General features: G+C 70.2%; 16 protein-coding genes and 1 pseudogene. 14 read left to right on the plus strand and 3 right to left on the minus strand.

The features are described from left to right. Nucleotides 1-95 precede the first annotated feature (95 nt). The 5 genes from ACIBJB_RS05210 (at nt 96) to ACIBJB_RS05230 (ending at nt 4,082) form a co-directional block, all read left to right on the plus strand. The gene (locus tag ACIBJB_RS05210) at nt 96-1,013 is read left to right on the plus strand and encodes a sugar phosphate isomerase/epimerase (protein ID WP_266564466.1); all 918 of its coding nucleotides are present in this window, start codon (nt 96-98) and stop codon (nt 1,011-1,013) included. A 92-nt stretch (nt 1,014-1,105) separates the two neighbouring features. After that, nucleotides 1,106-2,134, plus strand: coding sequence for a helix-turn-helix domain-containing protein (locus ACIBJB_RS05215; protein ID WP_398926620.1), 1,029 nt, complete (start codon nt 1,106-1,108; stop codon nt 2,132-2,134). Between the two features lie 131 nt (nt 2,135-2,265). Continuing rightward, a complete protein-coding gene (locus ACIBJB_RS05220; RefSeq protein ID WP_398926622.1) occupies nt 2,266-2,802 on the plus strand; it encodes a hypothetical protein in 537 nt (178 codons plus the stop codon). A gap of 263 nt (nt 2,803-3,065) precedes the next feature. Then, entirely contained in the window at nt 3,066-3,266 is a 201-nt protein-coding gene (locus tag ACIBJB_RS05225; protein WP_020116516.1) for an AlpA family transcriptional regulator, read from the plus strand. Nucleotides 3,267-3,515: 249 nt separating this feature from the next. Further along, nucleotides 3,516-4,082: a GNAT family N-acetyltransferase gene (locus ACIBJB_RS05230; protein WP_398926625.1), complete on the plus strand. Its 567-nt coding sequence runs from the start codon at nt 3,516-3,518 to the stop codon at nt 4,080-4,082. On the opposite strand, the gene ACIBJB_RS05235 is transcribed toward ACIBJB_RS05230, so the two are convergent. After that, nucleotides 4,063-5,106, minus strand: a complete 1,044-nt coding sequence (locus ACIBJB_RS05235; protein WP_398926627.1) for a zinc-dependent alcohol dehydrogenase family protein — start codon at nt 5,104-5,106, stop codon at nt 4,063-4,065. The two genes, ACIBJB_RS05230 and ACIBJB_RS05235, sit on opposite strands and share 20 nt — an antisense overlap. Before the next feature lie 164 nt (nt 5,107-5,270). On the opposite strand from ACIBJB_RS05235, the gene ACIBJB_RS05240 reads away from it, so the two are divergent. Beyond that, nucleotides 5,271-5,510, plus strand: a complete 240-nt coding sequence (locus ACIBJB_RS05240; protein ID WP_398926629.1) for a heavy-metal-associated domain-containing protein — start codon at nt 5,271-5,273, stop codon at nt 5,508-5,510. Between the two features lie 58 nt (nt 5,511-5,568). After that, a pseudogene (locus ACIBJB_RS05245) lies at nt 5,569-5,661 on the plus strand (haloacid dehalogenase); the annotation flags it as partial. A gap of 694 nt (nt 5,662-6,355) precedes the next feature. Here ACIBJB_RS05245 and ACIBJB_RS05250 read toward each other — a convergent pair. Beyond that, nucleotides 6,356-7,645, minus strand: coding sequence for a citrate synthase (locus tag ACIBJB_RS05250; protein WP_398926631.1), 1,290 nt, complete (start codon nt 7,643-7,645; stop codon nt 6,356-6,358). A gap of 231 nt (nt 7,646-7,876) precedes the next feature. Beyond that, nucleotides 7,877-10,132, minus strand: coding sequence for an ATP-dependent RecD-like DNA helicase (locus ACIBJB_RS05255; RefSeq protein WP_398926633.1), 2,256 nt, complete (start codon nt 10,130-10,132; stop codon nt 7,877-7,879). A gap of 169 nt (nt 10,133-10,301) precedes the next feature. On the opposite strand from ACIBJB_RS05255, the gene ACIBJB_RS05260 reads away from it, so the two are divergent. The 7 genes from ACIBJB_RS05260 (at nt 10,302) to ACIBJB_RS05290 (ending at nt 20,630) form a co-directional block, all read left to right on the plus strand. After that, nucleotides 10,302-11,342, plus strand: coding sequence for a LacI family DNA-binding transcriptional regulator (locus tag ACIBJB_RS05260; protein ID WP_398926635.1), 1,041 nt, complete (start codon nt 10,302-10,304; stop codon nt 11,340-11,342). Further along, entirely contained in the window at nt 11,339-12,865 is a 1,527-nt protein-coding gene (locus tag ACIBJB_RS05265; protein ID WP_398926637.1) for a sugar ABC transporter ATP-binding protein, read from the plus strand. The genes ACIBJB_RS05260 and ACIBJB_RS05265 overlap by 4 nt, the downstream gene beginning before the upstream one ends. After that, nucleotides 12,855-14,792 (plus strand): substrate-binding domain-containing protein, encoded by a 1,938-nt coding sequence (locus ACIBJB_RS05270; RefSeq protein WP_398926639.1) that lies wholly within the window; start codon nt 12,855-12,857, stop codon nt 14,790-14,792. Before ACIBJB_RS05265 ends, ACIBJB_RS05270 begins: the two co-directional genes overlap by 11 nt. Nucleotides 14,793-14,858: 66 nt before the next feature. Continuing rightward, entirely contained in the window at nt 14,859-15,764 is a 906-nt protein-coding gene (locus ACIBJB_RS05275) for a ribokinase (RefSeq protein WP_398926641.1), read from the plus strand. Beyond that, entirely contained in the window at nt 15,761-16,150 is a 390-nt protein-coding gene (rbsD, locus tag ACIBJB_RS05280) for a D-ribose pyranase (RefSeq protein ID WP_398926643.1), read from the plus strand. The genes ACIBJB_RS05275 and rbsD overlap by 4 nt, the downstream gene beginning before the upstream one ends. A gap of 328 nt (nt 16,151-16,478) precedes the next feature. Beyond that, on the plus strand, nt 16,479-19,358 hold the full coding sequence (locus ACIBJB_RS05285) for an NACHT domain-containing protein (protein WP_398926645.1): 2,880 nt from the start codon (nt 16,479-16,481) through the stop codon (nt 19,356-19,358). A 72-nt stretch (nt 19,359-19,430) separates the two neighbouring features. After that, nucleotides 19,431-20,630 carry a hypothetical protein gene (locus ACIBJB_RS05290; protein ID WP_398926646.1) on the plus strand — a complete coding sequence of 400 codons (1,200 nt, stop codon included), beginning with the start codon at nt 19,431-19,433 and terminating at the stop codon, nt 20,628-20,630. Nucleotides 20,631-20,634: the final 4 nt, after the last annotated feature.

Consider the following 20,634-nt stretch of genomic DNA (forward strand, 5'->3'; position numbering starts at 1 on the left):
TTTGTAGCCCCGGACGCCGAGCCCTGTCAATGTTTTGTCCAGACATTCGGACGAGACCTTGACAGCGCTTGCCGTCCGAACCGAAGCTGACCGGCATGACAGCGCCCGCACCTCAGCCCTCACTGTCCCGCATCCGGATCGGCTCGGCTCCCGACTCCTGGGGCGTGTGGTTCCCCGACGACCCCCAGCAGGTCCCCTGGCAGCGCTTCCTCGACGAGGTCGCGGACTCCGGTTACGAGTGGATCGAGCTGGGGCCGTACGGGTATCTGCCGACCGATCCCACGGTCCTGACCGAAGAAGTCTCCCGGCGCGGCCTGAAGGTGTCCGCGGGCACCGTCTTCACCGGCCTGCACCACGGCGAGGCCGTGTGGGAGAAGACCTGGGCGCATGTCGCGGACAACGCGGTGCTGGCGCAGGCGATGGGTGCGAAGCATCTCGTTGTAATCCCGTCGTTCTGGCGGGACGACAAGACGGGTGAGGTGCTGGAGTCGTCCTCGCTGACGCCCGAGCAGTGGCGGAACCTGACCTCGCTGACCGAGCGGCTGGGGCAGCGGGTGCGGGAGGAGTACGGCCTCCAGATCGTCGTCCACCCGCACGCGGACACCCACATCGACAGCGAGGAGAACGTCGTCCGGTTCCTCGACGGGACGGACTCCTCCCTGGTGTCGCTGTGTCTGGACACCGGGCACTACGCGTACTGCGGCGGCGACAGCGTCAAGCTGATCGAGACGTACGGGTCGCGGATCGGATATCTGCACCTCAAGCAGGTGGATCCGGAGATCCTCGCCGACGTGCGGGCCAAGGGGACGCCGTTCGGGCCCGCGGTGGCGCAGGGCGTGATGTGTGAGCCGCCTTCGGGTGTGCCGGCGCTCGGGCCGGTGCTGGAGGCGGCGGGGCGGCTGGATGTCGATCTGTTCGCGATCGTCGAGCAGGACATGTATCCGTGCGAGCCGGATCGGCCGTTGCCGATCGCTCAGCGGACCAGGGCGTTCCTGCGGTCCTGCGGGGCGTAGTTCGTCGGCTGTGGGCCGGTGATCGCTGGTGGCGGAGTCCTTGGTGGGTCCAGAGGGTGTTGCTGTGGCCCGTCGGCTGTGAAGCTGGGGCGATGGTGTTGGTCCGTACCGGGCGTGGGTCCGGTGGGTACTGGGAGTTCGCCCTCGGGGCGCCTCACCCTCGGCTGCGGCCCGGGGTGTTGAGCTATCGCGGGATCAAGCTGGCGATGGACCGGCCGCGGCGGCGGCTCGAGACGCCCGTCGGGGCCGCCACGCTGCTGTTGGGGTTCGAGCAGCCCGTGCGCATCACGCGCGCGGGACGGGCTCCGGAGACACTCGTCTCCGTCTTCTGCGGGCCCACCACCACACCGGCCGTCGGTGAACACGGTGGCCGGCTGTCCGGCATCGAGGTGATGCTCACGCCCTGGGCCGCGTTCACCCTGTTCGGGACCCCGCAGCACGAGATCGCCGATCGGGTCGTCGATCCCGACGCGCTTCCGCACGCCCTGGACCGGCGGGTCGATGAACTCGCCGCCGCGCTGGCCGTGTTGCCCTCCTGGGAGGAGCGCTTCCGGTTGCTGGACGACGTGTTCGCACGGTGGTGGGACGCCGGTACGCCCTGTTCGGCCCGGGTGGTACGGGCCTGGTCGGAGCTCGTGCGGACGTGCGGTGCCATGCCGGTGCGGCGGCTCGCCGAGGAGGTGGGCTGGAGTGTGCGGCATCTGGAGAACCGGTTCCGGGAGCAGATCGGGCTGGGGCCCAAGGCGGCGGCGAGGGTTCTGCGGTTGCAGCGGGCCCGGCGGCTGCTCGCCGCGGGGCGCGGACAGGCGGAGACCGCGGCGGCCTGCGGGTTCTACGACCAGGCGCATCTGAGCGGCGAGTTCAAGGCGATGACCGGGTGTACGCCTCGGGAATTCACGACGGCCCGGCGGCTGCCCTTGGCCGCCGCCCCGCCCGGGGACCGGATGGACGGGGAGGCAACGAGCTTGATCCTTGCGTCTGGTACATCTGATACCTCTGGTACTTCTGGTACGTCTGGTAAGCCGAGCAGGTCCAGCACCCTCGGTACGCCTGGTACGCCTGGTGCGTCCGGTGCTTCCGGGCGAAGTGCGGGTTTCTCCAAGACCGACTGGTCCACCTGACTGCACACTGTGCGCGTCCAACTGGTTGATCGGGGGACGGCCGGGGGGAGCCGGTGGGTCGGGCCCGGCGCAGCGGGTCCGGCCCGCCCTGGCGAAGTTGCGTTGTCAGTGGCGGCGGTTAGCGTTCGGGCATGGCCGACACGTACACCACCCTGTGGACCAACGACCTCTGCAGGGCGCTCGGCGCCGGAGGCTTCGACGGCGAGCCGCTGACCGTGCTCTTCGGAGGCCCGCACACCTCGATGCCGAGCTTCGCGCGGGCCGGGGTCCGGCCCGGCGACCGGATCCTGCCGATACGGGTCTTCCAGAAGCGTATGTGGGTGCTCGGGGCCATGGAGGTCGAGCGGTTGGTGGACTACGACAACGTGGGCGAGGAGTTGAGCGTCGAGCGGCAGGCACGCCTCAACCGCTGGGGGCTGCTGGAGGGGAGTTGCGCGAGCGAGGTCCTCCTCGGCGGGCCCGGTGTCCCGCTCGGCTTCGACAGGCCCGTGCCGCCGGACCTGCTCGCGCGTCTCACCTACCGTTCGAGACGGGGCGAGCGCCAGATCAAGCATGTCGTGGACGGCGAACTGCGCAGCGCCGTCAGCCTCCAGGGCGTCTATCGGCTCGCGCCCGACTCCGCACGCGAGGTGGAGGAATTCCTCGCCGGCAAGACCGCGGGAGTCTGAGGCGGCCCCTTTGTCAACTTTGTCAACGCGCCACGCCCTCGCGCCCGCGTACGCCTTTGCGTCACCTCTGTCACAAACTCCCCCTCCGTGTCACAGATGTCTCGGGTACGCGGGCTCCCCGTCACACCAGGCACACAGGCCCTGACCGAAAGTCACCGCGGGTCGTTGACCGGGCACACGCTTTGTGATCGCCAGCGCAGCGCCCGGTACCCCCGACGGCCTTCCCCGGCCGCCGCCGCGGTGCGCGCGGGGAGGTGCACCACATGACCGACCGAAGGCTCTGGTCGTACAAGGAGATCGCGGCGCACATCCGCGTGCAGCCGGACACCGTGCGGTCGTACCGCAAGCACGGGCTGCTGCCGCCACCCGATCACGTCGAGGGCGGCAAGCCCTTCTGGTACGCGGACACCGTGCGCGCATGGGTCGCGTCCCGGCCGGGCAACCGGGGGCGGAGAGAGGACTGAGGGCCGGCCTCACGGGGAGGGCGCCACCGCGGGCACCAAGCCGGACCCGGCCGAGTCCCGTCCTGCCCTCACGGGCTGTGGGCGGGCGCCGATCTCACCTTCGGTACCGAAGCCCCGCCGCCGACCCGCCTCCGGGCACCCAGGCCCCCCGGACGACCCACCGGCGGCACCCGGGACGCCGCAGTCGTCCTGTGCCCGCCCGCCGAAAATCCCGGGGCAGGGCGAGTCGACGTCTGGCACAGTCGGCTCGTGAGCGACTTCTCCGTCAAACCCGTGCTGACCGGCGACAGGACCGTTCTGCGGCCGTTCACGGAGGCGGATGCCGAGGTCATGGCGGAGATCATCGAGGATCCCGAGGTCGTCCGCTTCACCGGTGCTCCCTCCGGCGAACTCACCCTGGAGCGGCTGCGGTCCTGGTACGGCACCCGCTCCGAGCAGCCCGACCGTCTCGACCTCGCCGTCACCGACCGCGCCACCGGCGAACTCGTGGGTGAGGTCGTCCTGTACGAGTGGGACAGCATCGCCCGCAGTTGCACCTTCCGCACCCTCATCGGCCCCCGGGGACGTGGCCGCGGCCTCGGCACCGAGGCCACCCGCCTGATCGTCGGCCACGGCTTCGAGCACCTCGGCCTGCACCGGATCGAGTTGGAGGCCTACGGCTACAACGCCCGTGCCCTGCGGGTCTACGAGAAGGCCGGATTCGTGGTCGAGGGTGTGCGGCGGGAGGCCGACCTGCGGGACGGTGAGTGGGTGGACTGGGTGATCATGGGCATCCTCGACCGCGAGTGGGCCGCCCTCAGCTCCACGGCTCGATGACCGTCACCCCCGCTCCGGGTGCCGTGCCCATCGCGGCCAGGGCGTCCGGGACCGCGTCCAGGGTGATCGTGGACGTGACCAGCAGATCCGGTCGCAGTACGCCCGCCCGGACCAGTTCCAGCATCGGCGGGTAGGTGTGGGCGGCCATGCCGTGACTGCCGAGGAGTTCGAGCTCCAGGGCGATCGCACGGGCCATGGGCACCGGGGTCGTGCCGTCCGGCGAGGGCAGCAGGCCGACCTGGAGGTGCCGGCCGCGGCGGCGCAGGGAGTTGACGGAGGCCGCGCAGGTGGCGGGTGAGCCGAGGGCGTCCAGGGACACATGGGCCCCGCCGCCGGTCAGGTCACGGATCGCCGCCGCGGTGTCCTTCGTGCCCGTCGCGTCCACGCACTCGGCCGCGCCGAACTTCCTCGCCAGAGCCAGGGCCTGGGGAGACACGTCCACGGCCACCACGCGGGCTCCGGAAGCCGCCGCGATCATCACCGCGGACAGGCCCACGCCGCCGCAGCCGTGCACCGCGACCCACTCCCCCGCGGTGACCCCGCCCTGCTGCACGACCGCCCTGAACGCCGTGGCGAAACGGCAGCCCAGGGACGCGGCGGTGGTGAAGGACATGTCCTGCGGCACGGCCACGAGGTTCACCTCCGCGTGGTCCAGCGCCACGTACTGGGCGAAGGAGCCCCAGTGGGTGAAGCCGGGCTGTGTCTGGTGCTCGCAGATCTGGTGGTCACCGGCGGCGCAGGACGCGCAGGTGCCGCAGGCGCAGACGAAGGGGACGGTCACCCGGTCACCGGGGTGCCAGACGCTCACGCGAGGGCCGACGGCTTCCACGACGCCGGCGAGTTCATGGCCCGGTACGTGAGGGAGGGCGATGTCCGGGTCGTGCCCCTGCCAGCCGTGCCAGTCGCTTCTGCAGAGGCCCGTGGCTTCCACTCGGACGATGACGCCGTGGTCCGACGGGTGGGGATCGGGGACGTCCCGTACCTCCGGACGTTCGCCGTACCGTTCGAAGATCACCGCTCGCATCTGCCGTCCCCTCGCCGTTTTCCGCTACCGGTACATCGTGGCCCGTCGCGCCCCGCGGCGGAGCCGCATCAGTCCGACCTCACCTCTTTGCGATATACCCCCTAGGGGTATAGGTTGCTCACCATAAACCGTGCACACCTCTCATGAGTCATCAGGAGAACGACATGACCACTCACACCGACACCGCCGGCTCCGTCACCGCCGTCTACAAGGTGAGCGGGATGAGCTGCGGACACTGCGAGGGCGCCGTCTCCGGGGAGATCTCCGAGATCGACGGGGTCAGCTCGGTGAAGGCGGTCGCCTCCAGCGGGGAGGTGACGGTCGTCTCCTCCGCGCCGCTGGACGAGGAGGCGGTACGCGCCGCTGTGGACGAGGCCGGGTTCGAGCTTGCCGGACGGGCCTGAGAACGCCCCAACAGGAGGTGCGGAGCCGCACATCACTGCGGCTCGCGGGCACCCTGGCGGGCCGCTGGACCCGATGATCGCCGGGGCGGCGATGGTGTTCTCCCCGGTGTTCGTGGTGACCGACAGCCTGCGGCTGCGTGACTTTCGTTGAGGATTCCTTTTGACGGACCCCTCTGGAGTCCGGGGCCACGCTCACATAAGCTCTTCACAAGACTCGCGCATCGTCCTTACGCTTGGGTCTCGTTCGCCGTATCCGGGCTCTTGCGTATCTAACGGACATTTGCAAGAGACGCAGATCACAGTGATGTGAACGTAACCATCGAAGGGGTTCAACGGTCTAAGTTGGCGATGTCAGGCAGCGTCTTGGGGGGCGTTGACTGGCATCTGAGGATGTCTTGGGGGACTTCCTCGGAGCTGCGTTGCCGGGGCACGCACTTAGGGAAGCTTTGAGCGGCCCTCCCGACCGTGCGCTGTCCCGGCAGACCGCACACAGGAGTAGTACGAGGAGTTTTGCTCGTTCTGCTCAACAGCAGTACCAGCAGTACCGGAAAGACAGCGATTTCAGGCGCTGGTCTCTCAGACGCCCGGCCGGATCCCGTGGGGGGAATCCGCACCGGGACATGGGAAGGCGCCCTGGACGCCGGCCCGTGGGGGGACCGTCGCCAGGGCGCCTTCCGCTTTGCGCTACGCGGATTGAAGCTTCGCGGATTGAACCGGGGGCTCGGGGGAGTTCAGGCTGTTTCCGGCTGCCTGGCCGGTGGGGGGCTGGTCGCGCAGTTCCCCGCGTCCCTTGAGCCGGACCAGTCACCCGGAACCCGGCGGCCAGCCCCCCGATCGACCTGGTGTCAGCGCTGCTCGACCGGGACGAAGTCGCGCTCGACCACGCCCGTGTAGATCTGGCGCGGGCGGCCGATGCGGGAGCCGGGCTCCTTGATCATCTCGTGCCACTGGGCGATCCAGCCCGGAAGGCGGCCGAGGGCGAACAGGACCGTGAACATCTCGGTCGGGAAGCCCATGGCGCGGTAGATCAGGCCGGTGTAGAAGTCCACGTTCGGGTAGAGGCTGCGCGAGACGAAGTAGTCGTCGGAGAGCGCGTGCTCCTCCAGCTTGAGCGCGATGTCCAGCAGCTCGTCGGACTTGCCGAGGGCCGAGAGGACGTCGTGCGCGGCCGCCTTGATGATCTTCGCGCGGGGGTCGAAGTTCTTGTAGACCCGGTGGCCGAAGCCCATCAGGCGGACGCCGTCCTCCTTGTTCTTCACCTTGCGGATGAAGGAGTCGACATCGCCGCCGCTGGCCTGGATGCCCTCGAGCATCTCCAGCACGGACTGGTTGGCACCGCCGTGCAGCGGGCCCCACAGGGCGTTGATGCCGGCGGAGATCGACGCGAACATGTTCGCCTGGGACGAGCCGACGAGGCGGACCGTGGAGGTCGAACAGTTCTGCTCGTGGTCGGCGTGCAGGATGAGCAGCTTGTCCAGCGCGGCCACGACGGTGGGGTCGGGCTCGTACTCCTGCGCCGGGACCGAGAAGGTCATACGGAGGAAGTTCTCGACGTAACCGAGGTCGTTGCGCGGGTAGACGAACGGGTGACCGATCGACTTCTTGTACGCGTACGCCGCGATCGTCGGAAGCTTGGCGAGGAGCCGGATCGTCGAGAGGTTGCGCTGCTTCTCGTCGAAGGGGTTGTGGCTGTCCTGGTAGAACGTGGACAGCGCGGAGACGACCGACGACAGCATGGCCATCGGGTGGGCGTCGCGCGGGAAGCCACGGTAGAAGTTCTTGACGTCCTCGTGCAGCAGGGTGTGCTGCGTGATCTCGTTCTTGAACGTGGCGAGCTCGTCGACGGTCGGCAGCTCACCGTTGATCAGCAGGTAGGCCACCTCCAGGAAGGTGGAGCGCTCGGCCAGCTGCTCGATCGGGTAGCCGCGGTACCGGAGGATGCCCGCCTCACCGTCGAGATAGGTGATGGCGGATTTATAGGCGGCGGTGTTCCCGTAGCCGCTGTCCAGGGTGACCAGACCGGTCTGGGCGCGGAGCTTCCCGATGTCGAAGCCCTTGTCGCCGACGGTGCTGTCGATCACCGGGTAGGTGTACTCGCCGTCGCCGTACCGCAGTACTACAGAGTTGTCGCTCACGTCATCCCTCACCGACGTTGTGCCTCTTCTTCGAGGTTGCCCTGACTGTCTCTACCATCCCCCATTTGGCGCAGGAGAGTGCACTCGGGGTCGGCCGTTGGGCGTATCGGCGGCACTGAGTGCCGCCAACTTGTTCATCCTGCCCGTCCGCAACCGCTTCCGGAAGGGCTCTGTGACCCACGTGACTCATTTGATCGATCATTTTTTGTGTTGTCTCACCATTGACGCTCGTCACGGGCCCGAGAGCCGGAAGTCGAGCGCCGTGCAGCGCCGCCCCGCCGAGACGGTGCGCACCGCCTGACCGATCGCCTTGCGCGAACCGACGAGGACGACCAGCTTCTTCGCCCGCGTGACCGCCGTGTACAGCAGGTTCCGCTGCAGCATCATCCAGGCGCTGGTGGTGACCGGGATCACCACGGCGGGATACTCGCTGCCCTGTGAACGGTGGATGGTCACCGCGTACGCGTGGGCCAGTTCGTCCAGTTCGTCGAACTCGTACGGCACCTCCTCGTCCTCGTCCGTCAGCACGGTGAGGCGCTGGTCGACCGGGTCGAGCGAGGTGACCACGCCCACGGTGCCGTTGAAGACACCGTTGGCGCCCTTCTCGTAATTGTTGCGAATCTGGGTGACCTTGTCGCCGACCCTGAAGACCCGGCCGCCGAACCGCTTCTCCGCGAGGTCGGGACGGGCCGGGGTGATGGCCTGCTGGAGCAGACCGTTGAGCGTGCCGGCGCCCGCGGGGCCTCGGTGCATGGGGGCGAGCACCTGGACGTCCCGGCGCGGGTCGAGGCCGAATTTGGCCGGAATCCGACGGGCCGCCACATCCACCGTGAGCCGGCCGACCTCCTCCGTGTCGTCCTCGACGAAGAGGAAGAAGTCCTTCATGCCGTCGGTGACGGGATGCTGCCCGGCGTTGATCCGGTGGGCGTTGGTCACCACACCGGACTGCTGGGCCTGCCGGAACACGCGCGTGAGGCGCACCGCGGGGACCGGGCCGCCGTCGGCGAGCAGATCCCGCAGGACCTCCCCCGCACCGACGCTGGGCAGTTGGTCGACGTCCCCGACGAACAGCAGGTGCGCGCCCGGAGGTACGGCCTTCACCAGCTTGTTGGCGAGCAGCAGGTCCAGCATGGAGGCCTCGTCGACCACCACCAGGTCGGCGTCGAGCGGGCGGTCCTTGTCGTAGGCCGCGTCGCCGCCGGGCTTCAGCTCCAGCAGGCGGTGGACGGTGGAGGCGTCGGCACCGGTGAGTTCGGCGAGGCGCTTGGCGGCTCGGCCGGTCGGGGCCGCGAGGACGACCTTGGCCTTCTTGGCGCGGGCCAGCTCCACGATCGAGCGGACGGTGAAGGACTTGCCGCAGCCGGGGCCGCCGGTGAGGACGGCGACCTTCTGGGTCAGCGTGAGCTTGACGGCGGCCTCCTGCTCGGGCGCGAGCTCCACTCCGGTACGGGACTTCAGCCAGCCCAGCGCCTTGTCCCAGGCCACGTCGTGGAAGGCCGGCATGCGGTCCTGGCCGGTCCGCAGGAGCCGCAGCACCTGGGCGGAGAGGGAGAGTTCGGCGCGGTGGAAGGGGACGAGGTAGATGGCGGTGACGGGCTCGGATCCGGGCTCCGAGCCGGGCACCTTCTCCCGTACGACACCTGGCTCGCCGGAGTCCTCGTCGGGCAGGGCGAGTTGGGCGAGGCACTCGATGACCAGGCCGGTGTCGACCTGGAGCAGTTTCACCGCGTCGGCGATCAGCTGTTCCTCGGGGAGGTAGCAGTGCCCCTGGTCGGCGGACTGCGAAAGGGCGTACTGCAGGCCCGCCTTGACGCGCTCCGGGCTGTCGTGGGGGATGCCGACGGACTGGGCGATCTTGTCGGCGGTGAGGAAGCCGATGCCCCAGACGTCGGAGGCGAGCCGGTAGGGCTGGTTCTTCACGACCGAGATCGAGGCGTCGCCGTACTTCTTGTAGATGCGCACGGCGACGGAGGTGGACACCTCGACGCTCTGGAGGAAGAGCATGACCTCCTTGATCGCCTTCTGCTCCTCCCAGGCGTCGGCGATCTTCTTGGTGCGCTTGGGCCCGAGACCGGGGACCTCGATGAGGCGCTTGGGCTCCTCCTCGATGACCTGGAGGGTGTCCAGCCCGAAGTGCTGGGTGATGCGGTCGGCGAAGACGGGCCCGATGCCCTTGACGAGCCCGGAGCCCAGATAGCGGCGGATGCCCTGGACGGTGGCCGGCAGGACGGTCGTGTAGTTCTCGACGGTGAACTGCTTGCCGTACTGCGGATGGGAGCCCCAACGCCCCTCCATCCGCAGGGACTCCCCCACCTGGGCGCCGAGCAGCGCGCCGACGACGGTGAGGAGGTCACCGCCGCCCCTGCCGGTGTCGACGCGGGCGACCGTATAGCCGTTGTCCTCGTTGGCGTACGTGATCCGCTCCAGCACGCCTTCGAGTACGGCCAGTCGTCGTTCACCCGTGGAGGCCCCCGCCTGATTGGACATGATCCGACGGTACCGCCCGGCACCGACAGCGCCCGGTCAGGTCGTTCGGGCACAGGGAGATCACGATCCGGTCTCGGGGTCTTGCCAACCGCCGTGTAATCGATTCCAATCCTCCCTACAAGGGGTCGTGTAATCGATTCCACAGGTTCCACGAGGAGGTGGAGCGGCGATGGCGAGCATCAAGGATGTCGCTGCCGAGGCGGGGGTCTCCGTCGCCACGGTGTCGCGGGTCCTGAACGACCATCCGTCGGTCAGCGCGGACGCACGCACGCGCGTGCTGGCCGCCGTGGAGACGCTGGGCTACCGCCCGAACGCCGTCGCCCGCTCTCTGCGCACCGACCAGACCCACACCCTCGGCCTGGTCATCAGCGACGTGATGAACCCCTACTTCACCGAGCTGGCCCGCTCCGTCGAGGAGGAGGCCCGCGCGCTGGGGTACAGCGTGATCATCGGCAACGCCGACGAGCGGCCCGACCTCCAGGACCATCACGTGCGGAACCTCCTCGACCGGCGGATCGACGGACTCCTGGTCTCCCCCACCGACGGCGGTTCCCCGCTGATGCTGGACGCCGTGCGCGCGGGGACGCCGATGGTCTTCGTGGACCGGTGGATGCCGGGCGTGGCCGTGCCGGTCGTCCGGTCCGACGGGCGGGCCGCCGTACGCGATCTCGTCGCCCATCTGCACGGGCTGGGGCACCGCAGGCTCGCCATCATCGCGGGCCCGGCGGCGACCACCACCGGCCAGGAGCGGGTCGCGGCCTTCCGGGAGGCCCTCCAGGCGTACGGCCTCGATCTGCCCGACGCCTACATAGGGCAGGGCGACTTCCAGGCCGAGAGCGGGCGGCGGGTCACCGAGGGCTTCCTCGACTTGCCCGAGCCGCCCGAGGTCGTCTTCGCGGCCGACAACCTGATGGCGCTCGGCGCGCTGGACGCCGTACGCGCGCGTGGGCTGCGCGTACCCGAGGACATCGCCCTGGCCGCGTTCGACGACATCCCGTGGTTCGTGCACACCGATCCGCCGATCACCGCGATCTCCCAGCCCACGGGCGAGCTGGGGCGGGCCGCGGTGCGCGCGCTCGTCGACCGCATCGAGGGGCGGCCCCCCGAGTCGGTCACCCTCCCCGCCCGTCTCGTCGTTCGCCGTTCCTGCGGCGAGCCCTCCCCGAAGAACGTCGCAGTGAACCCCGTAACGAACAGGAGCGAGCCGTGAGCAACGAGGACGAGTTGCTGCGCATCGAGGGCATACGGAAGTCCTTCCCCGGCGTGGTCGCGCTCGACGGCGTCGACTTCGACCTGCGCCGGGGCGAGGTGCATGTACTGCTCGGCGAGAACGGCGCCGGCAAGAGCACGCTGATCAAGATGCTGTCGGGCGCCTACCACCCCGACGCGGGCCGCGTGCTGGTGGACGGCCATCCGGTGCACATCCGCGGGGCGCAGGACGCCGAGCGGCTGGGGATCGCCACCATCTACCAGGAGTTCAACCTCGTCCCCGATCTGACGGTCGCCGAGAACATCTTCCTGGGCAGGCAGCCGCGCCGCTTCGGGATGATCGACCGCAGGACGATGGAGGCCGACGCCGAGGTGCTGCTAAAGCGCGTCGGGGTCAACGTGTCGCCACGCGCGCGTGTGCGTGAACTCGGCATCGCCCGGCTCCAGATGGTCGAGATCGCCAAGGCGCTGAGCCTGAACGCGCGCGTACTGATCATGGACGAGCCGACGGCCGTGCTCACCTCCGAGGAGGTCGACAAGCTCTTCGCGATCGTGCGCACGCTGCGCGAGGACGGGGTCGGGATCGTCTTCATCACCCATCATCTGGAGGAGATCGCCGCCCTGGGCGACCGGGTCACGGTCATCCGGGACGGGAGGTCGGTCGGGCAGGTGCCCGCCTCCACGCCCGAGGACGAGCTCGTACGTCTGATGGTGGGGCGGTCGATCGAGCAGCAGTACCCGCGTGAGCGCGGCGACACCGGAGCGGCCCTTCTGAAGGTCGAGGGGCTCACCCGCGACGGCGTCTTCCACGACATCGGCTTCGAGGTGCACGCCGGAGAGGTCGTCGGCATCGCCGGGCTGGTCGGAGCGGGCCGTACCGAGGTGGTGCGGGCCGTGTTCGGCGCGGACCCCTACGACAACGGGGCCGTGCAGGTCTCCGGGGCGCCCCTCAAGGGACATGACGTGGGCGCCGCCATGGCGGCCGGGATCGGTCTGGTCCCCGAGGACCGCAAGGGCCAGGGTCTCGTGCTCGACCAGTCGGTCGAGGAGAACCTGGGCCTGGTGACCATGCGGGCCGCCACGCGCGCGGGGCTCGTCGACCTCAAGGGGCAGCGGGAGGCCGCCGCGCGGATCGCCGAGCAGCTCGGGGTGCGGATGGCGGGCCTGCACCAGCACGTCCGGACGCTCTCCGGCGGCAACCAGCAGAAGGTCGTCATCGGCAAGTGGCTGCTCGCCGACACCAAGGTGCTGATCCTCGACGAGCCCACGCGCGGGATCGACGTCGGCGCCAAGGTCGAGATCTACCAGCTCATCAACGAACTCACCGCGGCCGGTGCCGCCGTCCTCATGATCTCCAGCGATCTGCCCGAGGTGCTCGGCATGAGCGACCGGGTGCTGGTGATGGCCCAGGGCCGGATCGCCGGCGAACTCGCCGCCGACGAGGCCACGCAGGACTCCGTGATGGCACTCGCCGTCAGCACGAACACCGTAAAGACCGACAAGGAGGCCCCCCGTGGCCACTGACACGCTCAAGAGCGGGGCGAGCGCGGGTGGCCTGCGCCGTCTCCTCCTCGACAACGGCGCGCTGACCGCGCTGATCGTCCTCCTCATCGCCATGTCGGCGCTGTCGGGCGACTTCCTCACCACCGACAACCTGCTCAACGTCGGTGTCCAGGCGGCCGTGACCGCCATCCTCGCCTTCGGTGTGACCTTCGTGATCGTCTCGGCGGGCATCGACCTGTCGGTCGGCTCGGTGGCGGCCCTGTCGGCCACCGTCCTCGCCTGGAGCGCGACCTCGCACGGGGTGCCGGTCCTCATAGCGGTCCTGCTGGCCGTCGTGACCGGCATAGCGGCCGGTCTCGTCAACGGCTTCCTGATCGCGTACGGCAAACTCCCCCCGTTCATCGCGACCTTGGCGATGCTCTCGGTGGCCCGCGGTCTGTCGCTGGTGATCTCCGAGGGCTCCCCGATCGCCTTCCCCGACTCGGTCTCGCACCTCGGTGACACGCTCGGCGGCTGGCTGCCGGTGCCCGTGCTCGTCATGGTCGTCATGGGGCTCCTCGCGGCCTTCGTGCTCGGACGGACGTACATCGGCCGCTCGATGTACGCGATCGGCGGCAACGAGGAGGCGGCCCGCCTGTCCGGCCTCCGGGTGAAGAAGCAGAAGCTCGCCATCTACGCGCTGTCCGGTGTGTTCGCCGCCGTCGCGGGTGTCGTGCTCGCCGCCCGGCTGTCGTCCGCGCAGCCGCAGGCCGCCGACGGTTACGAGCTGGACGCGATCGCCGCGGTCGTCATCGGCGGTGCCTCGCTGGCCGGTGGCACCGGAAAGGCGTCCGGGACACTGATCGGCGCGCTGATCCTGGCGGTGCTGCGCAACGGCCTCAACCTGCTGAACGTGTCCGCGTTCTGGCAGCAGGTCGTCATCGGTGTCGTCATCGCGCTGGCCGTGCTCCTGGACACCCTGCGCCGCAAGGCCGGGGCGACCCCGGTGACCGGTGCCTCGCAGGGCGGCAAGCGGCGCCAGACGGCGACGTACGGTCTCGCGGCCGTGGTCACCGTGGCGATCGTCGGCGCGACCTCCTTCCTGCACAACGGCTCGTCCTCGACGACGAACCCGAAGGTGGGTCTGTCGCTGTCGACCCTCAACAACCCCTTCTTCGTGCAGATCCGGTCCGGCGCCCAAGCCGAGGCGAAGAGGCTGGGCCTGGACCTGACCGTCACGGACGCCCAGAACGACGCCTCCCAGCAGGCCAACCAACTGCAGAACTTCACCAGTTCGAGCCTCGGCGCGATCATCGTCAACCCGGTGGACTCGGACGCGGCGAGCAACTCGGTGAAGGCCGCCGACAAGGCGAAGATCCCGGTCATCGCGGTCGACCGGGGCGTCAACAACGCGAACACGGACGCGCTGGTCGCCTCCGACAACGTCGCCGGCGGTGAGCTCGCCGCCAAGACCATCGGCGAGAAGCTCGGCGGCAACGGCAAGATCGTGATCCTGCAGGGCCAGGCGGGCACGTCGGCCGCCCGCGAGCGCGCGCAGGGTTTCGCACAGGGCCTCAAGGCGTACCCGGGCATCCAGGTCGTCGCGCAGCAGCCCGCCGACTTCGACCGCACCAAGGGGCTCGACGTGATGTCGAACCTGCTCCAGGCCCACCCGGACGTCCAGGGTGTCATCGCCGCCAACGACGAGATGGCGCTCGGCGCGATCAAGGCGCTGGGCTCCAAGGCCGGCACGTCGGTCTCGGTGGTCGGCTTCGACGGCACGCCGGACGGCCTGAACGAGGTGAAGGACGGCACGCTGTACGCATCTGTGGCACAACAGCCTTCCCAGCTGGGCAAGATCGCGGTGGACAACGCGCTCAAGGCTCTCCAGGGCAGGAAGGTCGAGGAGACGATCAAGGTGCCGGTGAAGGTGGTCACGAAGGAGAACGTGGCCGGTTTCACGGGCTGACGACGGCGCACGCGCGGGCGGTCGCTTCGACCGCCCGCCCCGCGTCACTGACTAGGGGAGTCATTCATGGACGACTACGACCTTCTGGTCGTGGGGTCGGCCAACGCCGACCTGGTGATCGGCGTGGAGCGGCGGCCGGGTGCCGGCGAGACGGTGCTCGGCTCGGACCTGGCCGTGCATCCGGGGGGCAAGGGCGCCAACCAGGCGGTCGCGGCCGCCCGGTTGGGCGCGCGTACGGCGTTGCTGGCCCGCGTCGGCGACGACGGTCACGGGCGGCTGCTGCTGGACTCGCTGCGGGCGGCCGGGGTCGACACGGTGGGCGTGCTGGTGGGCGGGGCGCCGACGGGGGTCGCGCTGATCACCGTCGACCCGTCGGGGGACAACAGCATCGTGGTGTCGCCGGGCGCCAACGGGCGGCTCACCCCCGGTGACGTACGGGCCGCGGTCAGCCTCTTCCACGCCTCGCGCGTGGTGTCGACCCAGCTGGAGATCCCGCTGGAGACGGTCGTGGAGGTCGTACGGAATCTGGCGCCGGGCAGCCGGTTCGTGCTGAACCCGTCCCCGCCGCGGCCGCTGCCGACCGAGGTCCTCGCGGCCTGTGATCCGCTGATCGTCAACGAGCACGAGGCGAAGGTGATCCTCGGGGACGCGTGCGTGAGCGACGCGCCGGAGGACTGGGCGCGGCTGCTGCTCGCGAAGGGGCCCCGGTCGGTGGTGGTGACGCTGGGCGCGCAGGGGTCGCTGGTGGCCTCCTCTTCCGGGGCCGTGACCCGGGTGGCGTCGGTGAAGGTGGACGCCGTGGACACGACGGGTGCGGGGGACGCCTTCACGGCGGCGCTGGCGTTCCGGCTCGGGGCCGGTGCCGCACTGGCGGAGGCGGCCGCGTACGCGTCCCGGGTCGGGGCGGTCGCGGTGACCCGGAAGGGTGCGCAGGACTCCTTCCCCACGGCGGAGGAGGTCGACGCCGTATGAAGAAGGCCGGGATACTGAACCGCCATCTCTCCGGCGCGCTCGCCGAGCTCGGCCACGGGGACGGGGTGCTGGTGTGTGACGCCGGTATGCCGATCCCCGACGGGCCGCGCGTGGTCGACCTGGCCTTCAGGGCGGGCGTGCCGTCCTTCGCGGAGGTCCTCGACGGGCTGCTCGCCGAGCTGGTCGTGGAAGGGGGGACGGCGGCGGAGGAGGTGCGGGGCGCCAATCCCGCGGCCGCGGAACTGCTCGACACCCGGCTCCCCGCACTGCACCTGGTCTCCCACGAGAAGCTCAAGGAGCTGTCGGCGGGCGCGCGGCTGGTCGTGCGCACGGGTGAGGCACGGCCGTATGCGAATGTGCTGCTGACGTGCGGGGTCTTCTTCTGACGCCGCCCCGCCGCACATGTTTCGAGGGGGCCCGGTCTGACGACCGGGCCCCCTCGGCTTTTCCCTCCCCATCAGAACCCCCGCGATCCCCCCAGATCCCCCTCCAAGAGTCCTGACACCGAGTACGACCGGCGAGGTGGGGGGAGGGTTGTACGGCTCTCCGGATTTTTTCCCGGCCATGTCCCGCCGTGCGCGACCCGTTCCACCCCGACCAGCCGCCGAGTGCCCCCGTCACGCTTCTGTGCGCCTCCCGCGGTGCCGATACGGGCTCGCTCCGCGCCTCGTTCCCCTGGGACGGTCGATCGGCGGTACGAAGGGGCCACAGGCCATGTGGGCAGCACTCAACGAGGCACGGACCTGGCGGCGCGTCGGGCTGGGCGTGGTCGCCGTGGCCTTGGTCGCGCTGGCCGCCGTCCTGGCCTGCCGGGGTAAAGCCGACGAGGCGTCGATGTGGATCTCGGCGGTCTCCGCGCTCGTCTCGGTCTGCGCGTTCGCGGCCGACCTGCTGCGGGAGCCTGCGGCGGACGCCCCTGTCGCCGAGCGACGGCAGCGGGCGGCAGACGCACTCGCCGAGGCGGTGGCGGCCCAGTGGACGGCGGAGGCCCAGCTGCGTCGGCTGCAGGATCCGGAGCCCCTGAGCGTGTACTGGGTCCGCCAGGGGCCGCCGCTCGCGGATCACGAGCGGAACATCCGGCGCGGGCTGCCCCTGCCCGCGCCACGGGACGGAGCCCAGCGGCCGGACCGGATCGTGGAGACGTTCCGGGAACTCCCCTCAAGGCGGCTGGTCGTGCTCGGCAAGCCGGGCGCGGGCAAGACCGTGCTGGCCGTGCGGTTCGTCCTGGGCGCTCTCGCCACCCGGCAGTCCGGCGACCCCGTCCCGGTGCTCTTCCCGCTGGCGAGCTGGGATCCCCGGTCCACCGGTCTGCGGGACTGGCTGGCCGAGCGGCTGGCGGCCGAGTACCGACCGCTGGCGGCCGTCCGGGGTGAGCGGACACTGGCCCGCGAACTGCTGGACGCCGGCCTGCTGGTGCCCGTGCTCGACGGTTTCGACGAACTCCCCGCGCCGGTGCACGGGGACGCGCTGCGGCGTCTGAACCGCGAACTGGACGAGCGGCTGCCCCTCCTGCTCACCTGCCGTACCGCAGCCTGGGTCCACGCCACGCACAGCAGCGACGTCCTGACGGCAGCCGAGGTCGTACGGCTGCGACCGCTGGACTTCGACACCGCGCGCACCTATCTGGAGGGCACCGCACGCTCGAACCGCACCGGCGCCACCGTCTGGACGCCGGTCCTCGACGCGCCCTCCACACCGCTGACCCTGGCCCTGAGCTCCCCGCTGATGGTGGCGCTGGCCCGCACCGTGTACGGGGACACGTCCCGCAGCCCCACCGAACTCACCGACCCCGCGCGCTTCCCCACGGTGGAACACATCGAGAGGCATCTGCTGGATGCCTTCGTACCGGCGGCCTTCGCCGACGCGGAGGCCCCCTGGCCCCCGGAGGCGGCGCACCGCTGGCTCCGTCGCCTCGCCCGCGAACCGGCACCCGCGGACTCCACCGGCACCTGGCGGCTCGCCTGGTGGGAGCTGCCCGCCGCGATGCCCAGGGCACTGCGCGTGCTGGGCCCCGCCGTACTGGCGGTCCTCGCCACGGCCGCGCTGCTGGTGCCGCTGGCCAAGTTCGGGAAAGGCGTGGTCGCCGACTGGGACAGCAAGATGTCGACCGTGCTCAACTTCGCGGGCGATCTTCTGGGACTGTGCTTCGGGCTGGCCTTCCTGTTGCCCACCACGGCGGCTACCCCTCAGGGGCGGCCCTGGTTGGCGAGGACAGCACTGACGATGACCGCGGGAGCCTCGGCCGTCGCACTGGCCATGGGGGTGCTCGTGCCGCCACTGGTCGGCTCCCGCCTCGGTGCCGTCGTCACACCGAGTGCCTCCTGGTTCCTCAACGGATGCTGCCTGGGACTGGTCCAATGCATGATGATCGCCGTCGCCGGGCTGCCCCGGCATCCGCTCCCAGTGGGCCTGCCGTGGGCGGGCACCGCGACCGGCCCTGTGGCCGTACGCGCGCTGGGCGGCCTGCTCGTCTTCGTCGGCCTCGCGATCCTCGGATACACGGGCGAGGAGCTCCCGGCCGTGATCTGTCTGGTGGCCGGGCCGCTGCTGTACCTGGCCGTGCCGCGGCGCGGTGAACGGGCAGCGGTCGGGTACACCCGCCCGGCCGCCGTGGTGCGCGCCTTCCGGCGGGGACTGCTGCGGGGCTTCGTCGCCTGCACGCTCATCGGCGTCACCGCCGGGGCTGTCGTCGGCGGCATCACCGGTGCCTTCGCCGCGGTCGAGATCCACTCGGCGCCCTCGTGGCCGAACGGCGCGGGGACCAAGGGATGGGTTCCCCTGTCGGACGGCGACGACCGTTCCGTCCGCTCCACCACGCCGAGGACCGTCATGGTGCTGACGCGTGCGGGGCTCGATGAGCCCTTCGCCGTGATGAACGGGGCCCGCGTCTCGCGGGACGGGGAGCTCCCGTCGGTCGAGGGCAGGCTGCTGATCCGTCACGAGGAGGACCGGTGGGTGGTCTCCTGCGACGGCCGTACGGTCACCTGGCGCGGAAAGCCCGTCGACGCCCACAACGTGGTGCTCGCCCTGCCGGAGCCCGTCAAAGTGTGGCTCGTGTCCCGTCCCGTCGGGACCGTCATCCTCGACGCTGTGGTGCCCTTCATCGGCTTCGGCCTGCTCATCGGCACCATCGGCGGCTGCGCGTCCGGCGTCCACCGTGCCCTGAACACCCCCTCCGACACGATCCGCGCCGCGGGCCCTCTGAGCACCCTGCGCACCGACCGCGCCGCCACGCTCGCACGCAGCGCGCTCGCCACGCTCCTCGCGGGCGGGGTCTGTCTGCTGGTGATCCCCGCGACCGGGCGCGGCAGCACGCTGGGCACCATGCACACCGAAGTGTGGGTGACGATGGGCGCCTTCGTACCGGCGCTCAGCGCCTGGGGCCGGACGGGAACCGCGAGGATCTGGCTGGCTCTGACCGGCCGGGCCCCGTGGCGACTCATGGCCTTCCTCGACGAGGCGCACCGACGGGGTGTCCTCCGCCGGTCCGGCGCCTCCTACGAGTTCCGCCACCTACGCCTCCAACAGCGCCTGGCGGCAGGCACGGAGACCGACAGCACCGTGCCACGAAGCGTGTCGTCCCCGGTCCCATGAGGCGGCTGCGCCCCAACGGTGCCATCGGAGACCGTCTTGCCACCGAGGCGCGCCTGACGGAACATCACTGGCATGGACGGGGGAACGGCAAGACGGATCATTCGCGAACAGAACCAGGCAGCACCGGAGTTGGCCCGCCGGGCGCAGGAACAGCTGAAACCGGTGGTGGCCGCGCGCGGCAGAAAAGCCAAGCAGGTCGCCGCGACCCTGTCCCCCTGGGTGGGCAGGGGGCTGACGTTCATGGGTCGCACCAAGCCCGAAGCCCGCAAGGCCCTCGTCGACGCCTGTGAGTGGGTGGTCACCCACTCCGAGACCCCGCTGGATCTGGGATGGCCTCTCGAAGACGAGAACGGCTACGGGCTCATCGCCTCCGGAGGTGAGGTCTTCAACTTCATGTCCTGGGACGGTATCCGCGATCCCGAGTGGTTCAGGCGCCGCGAGTTCTCCACACAGGAGGAGTTCAACGCTCCCGCACGGGCCGTCCTCGCCTACCTGGACATCATCGAGCAGCGCTGCCGGCGGAAGTTCCGTGTCTGCGAGCTCGTCCTCGACGTTCCGGGTCAGGTCCACCCGCCCCGCCACGCGCGCGTGAACGAGGGGATACTCGCCCGGCTGCTCGCCGAGGACATCGCCGAACAGATCGGGGCCGGCGAGGCCCTGGAGACGTCGTCGGCCATCGGCGTGCCCGCTGTGAAGAACTGGTGGACGGACGCGTGGAAGGTCCTGTCAGGCTTCTCGGGCGAGGTTTCGGTCGGCTTCAGCACGTTGCTCCGAGGCCTCCACCAGTGCGACAGCCCCCTCGTCGCCGACCCGGGCGCCCTGAGCCGTGCCTATCTGTCCCTCGGCCTCGATTACCTCAGAGAGGTGCAAGAACGGATGCCGGACTACGCGGAGGCGTCCGGGCAGGAGCCCCGCGTCTCGATGAACATCAGCGGCAACACCATCTACGGCGGCCAGTTCGCCGCACAGATCGCGAACATCGACTCGACCATCGCCGGTGTCGTACGGCAAGGCGGTCACGAAGTGGCCGACGCGCTCAAGGCGTTGGAGCAGGCGGTGCTGTCCCAGGCGGGACTGGACGAGGACGGACGCCGGGACCTGCTCGACAACGTCGAGTACCTGGCGCAGGCGGCACAGGCTCCCCCGGAGCAGCGCAACCGCGGAATTCTGAGGTCGGCCCTCTCGGCCCTGAACATCGCCGCGACCAGCGGATCCGACCTGCGCGCCGCACTGGACAGCTGGGCAGGCGTGCTGCACGGGCTCCTTCCGTGAACCT

Source organism: Streptomyces sp. NPDC050759, from assembly GCF_044456945.1.
In the GTDB taxonomy this organism is placed as follows: domain Bacteria; phylum Actinomycetota; class Actinomycetes; order Streptomycetales; family Streptomycetaceae; genus Streptomyces.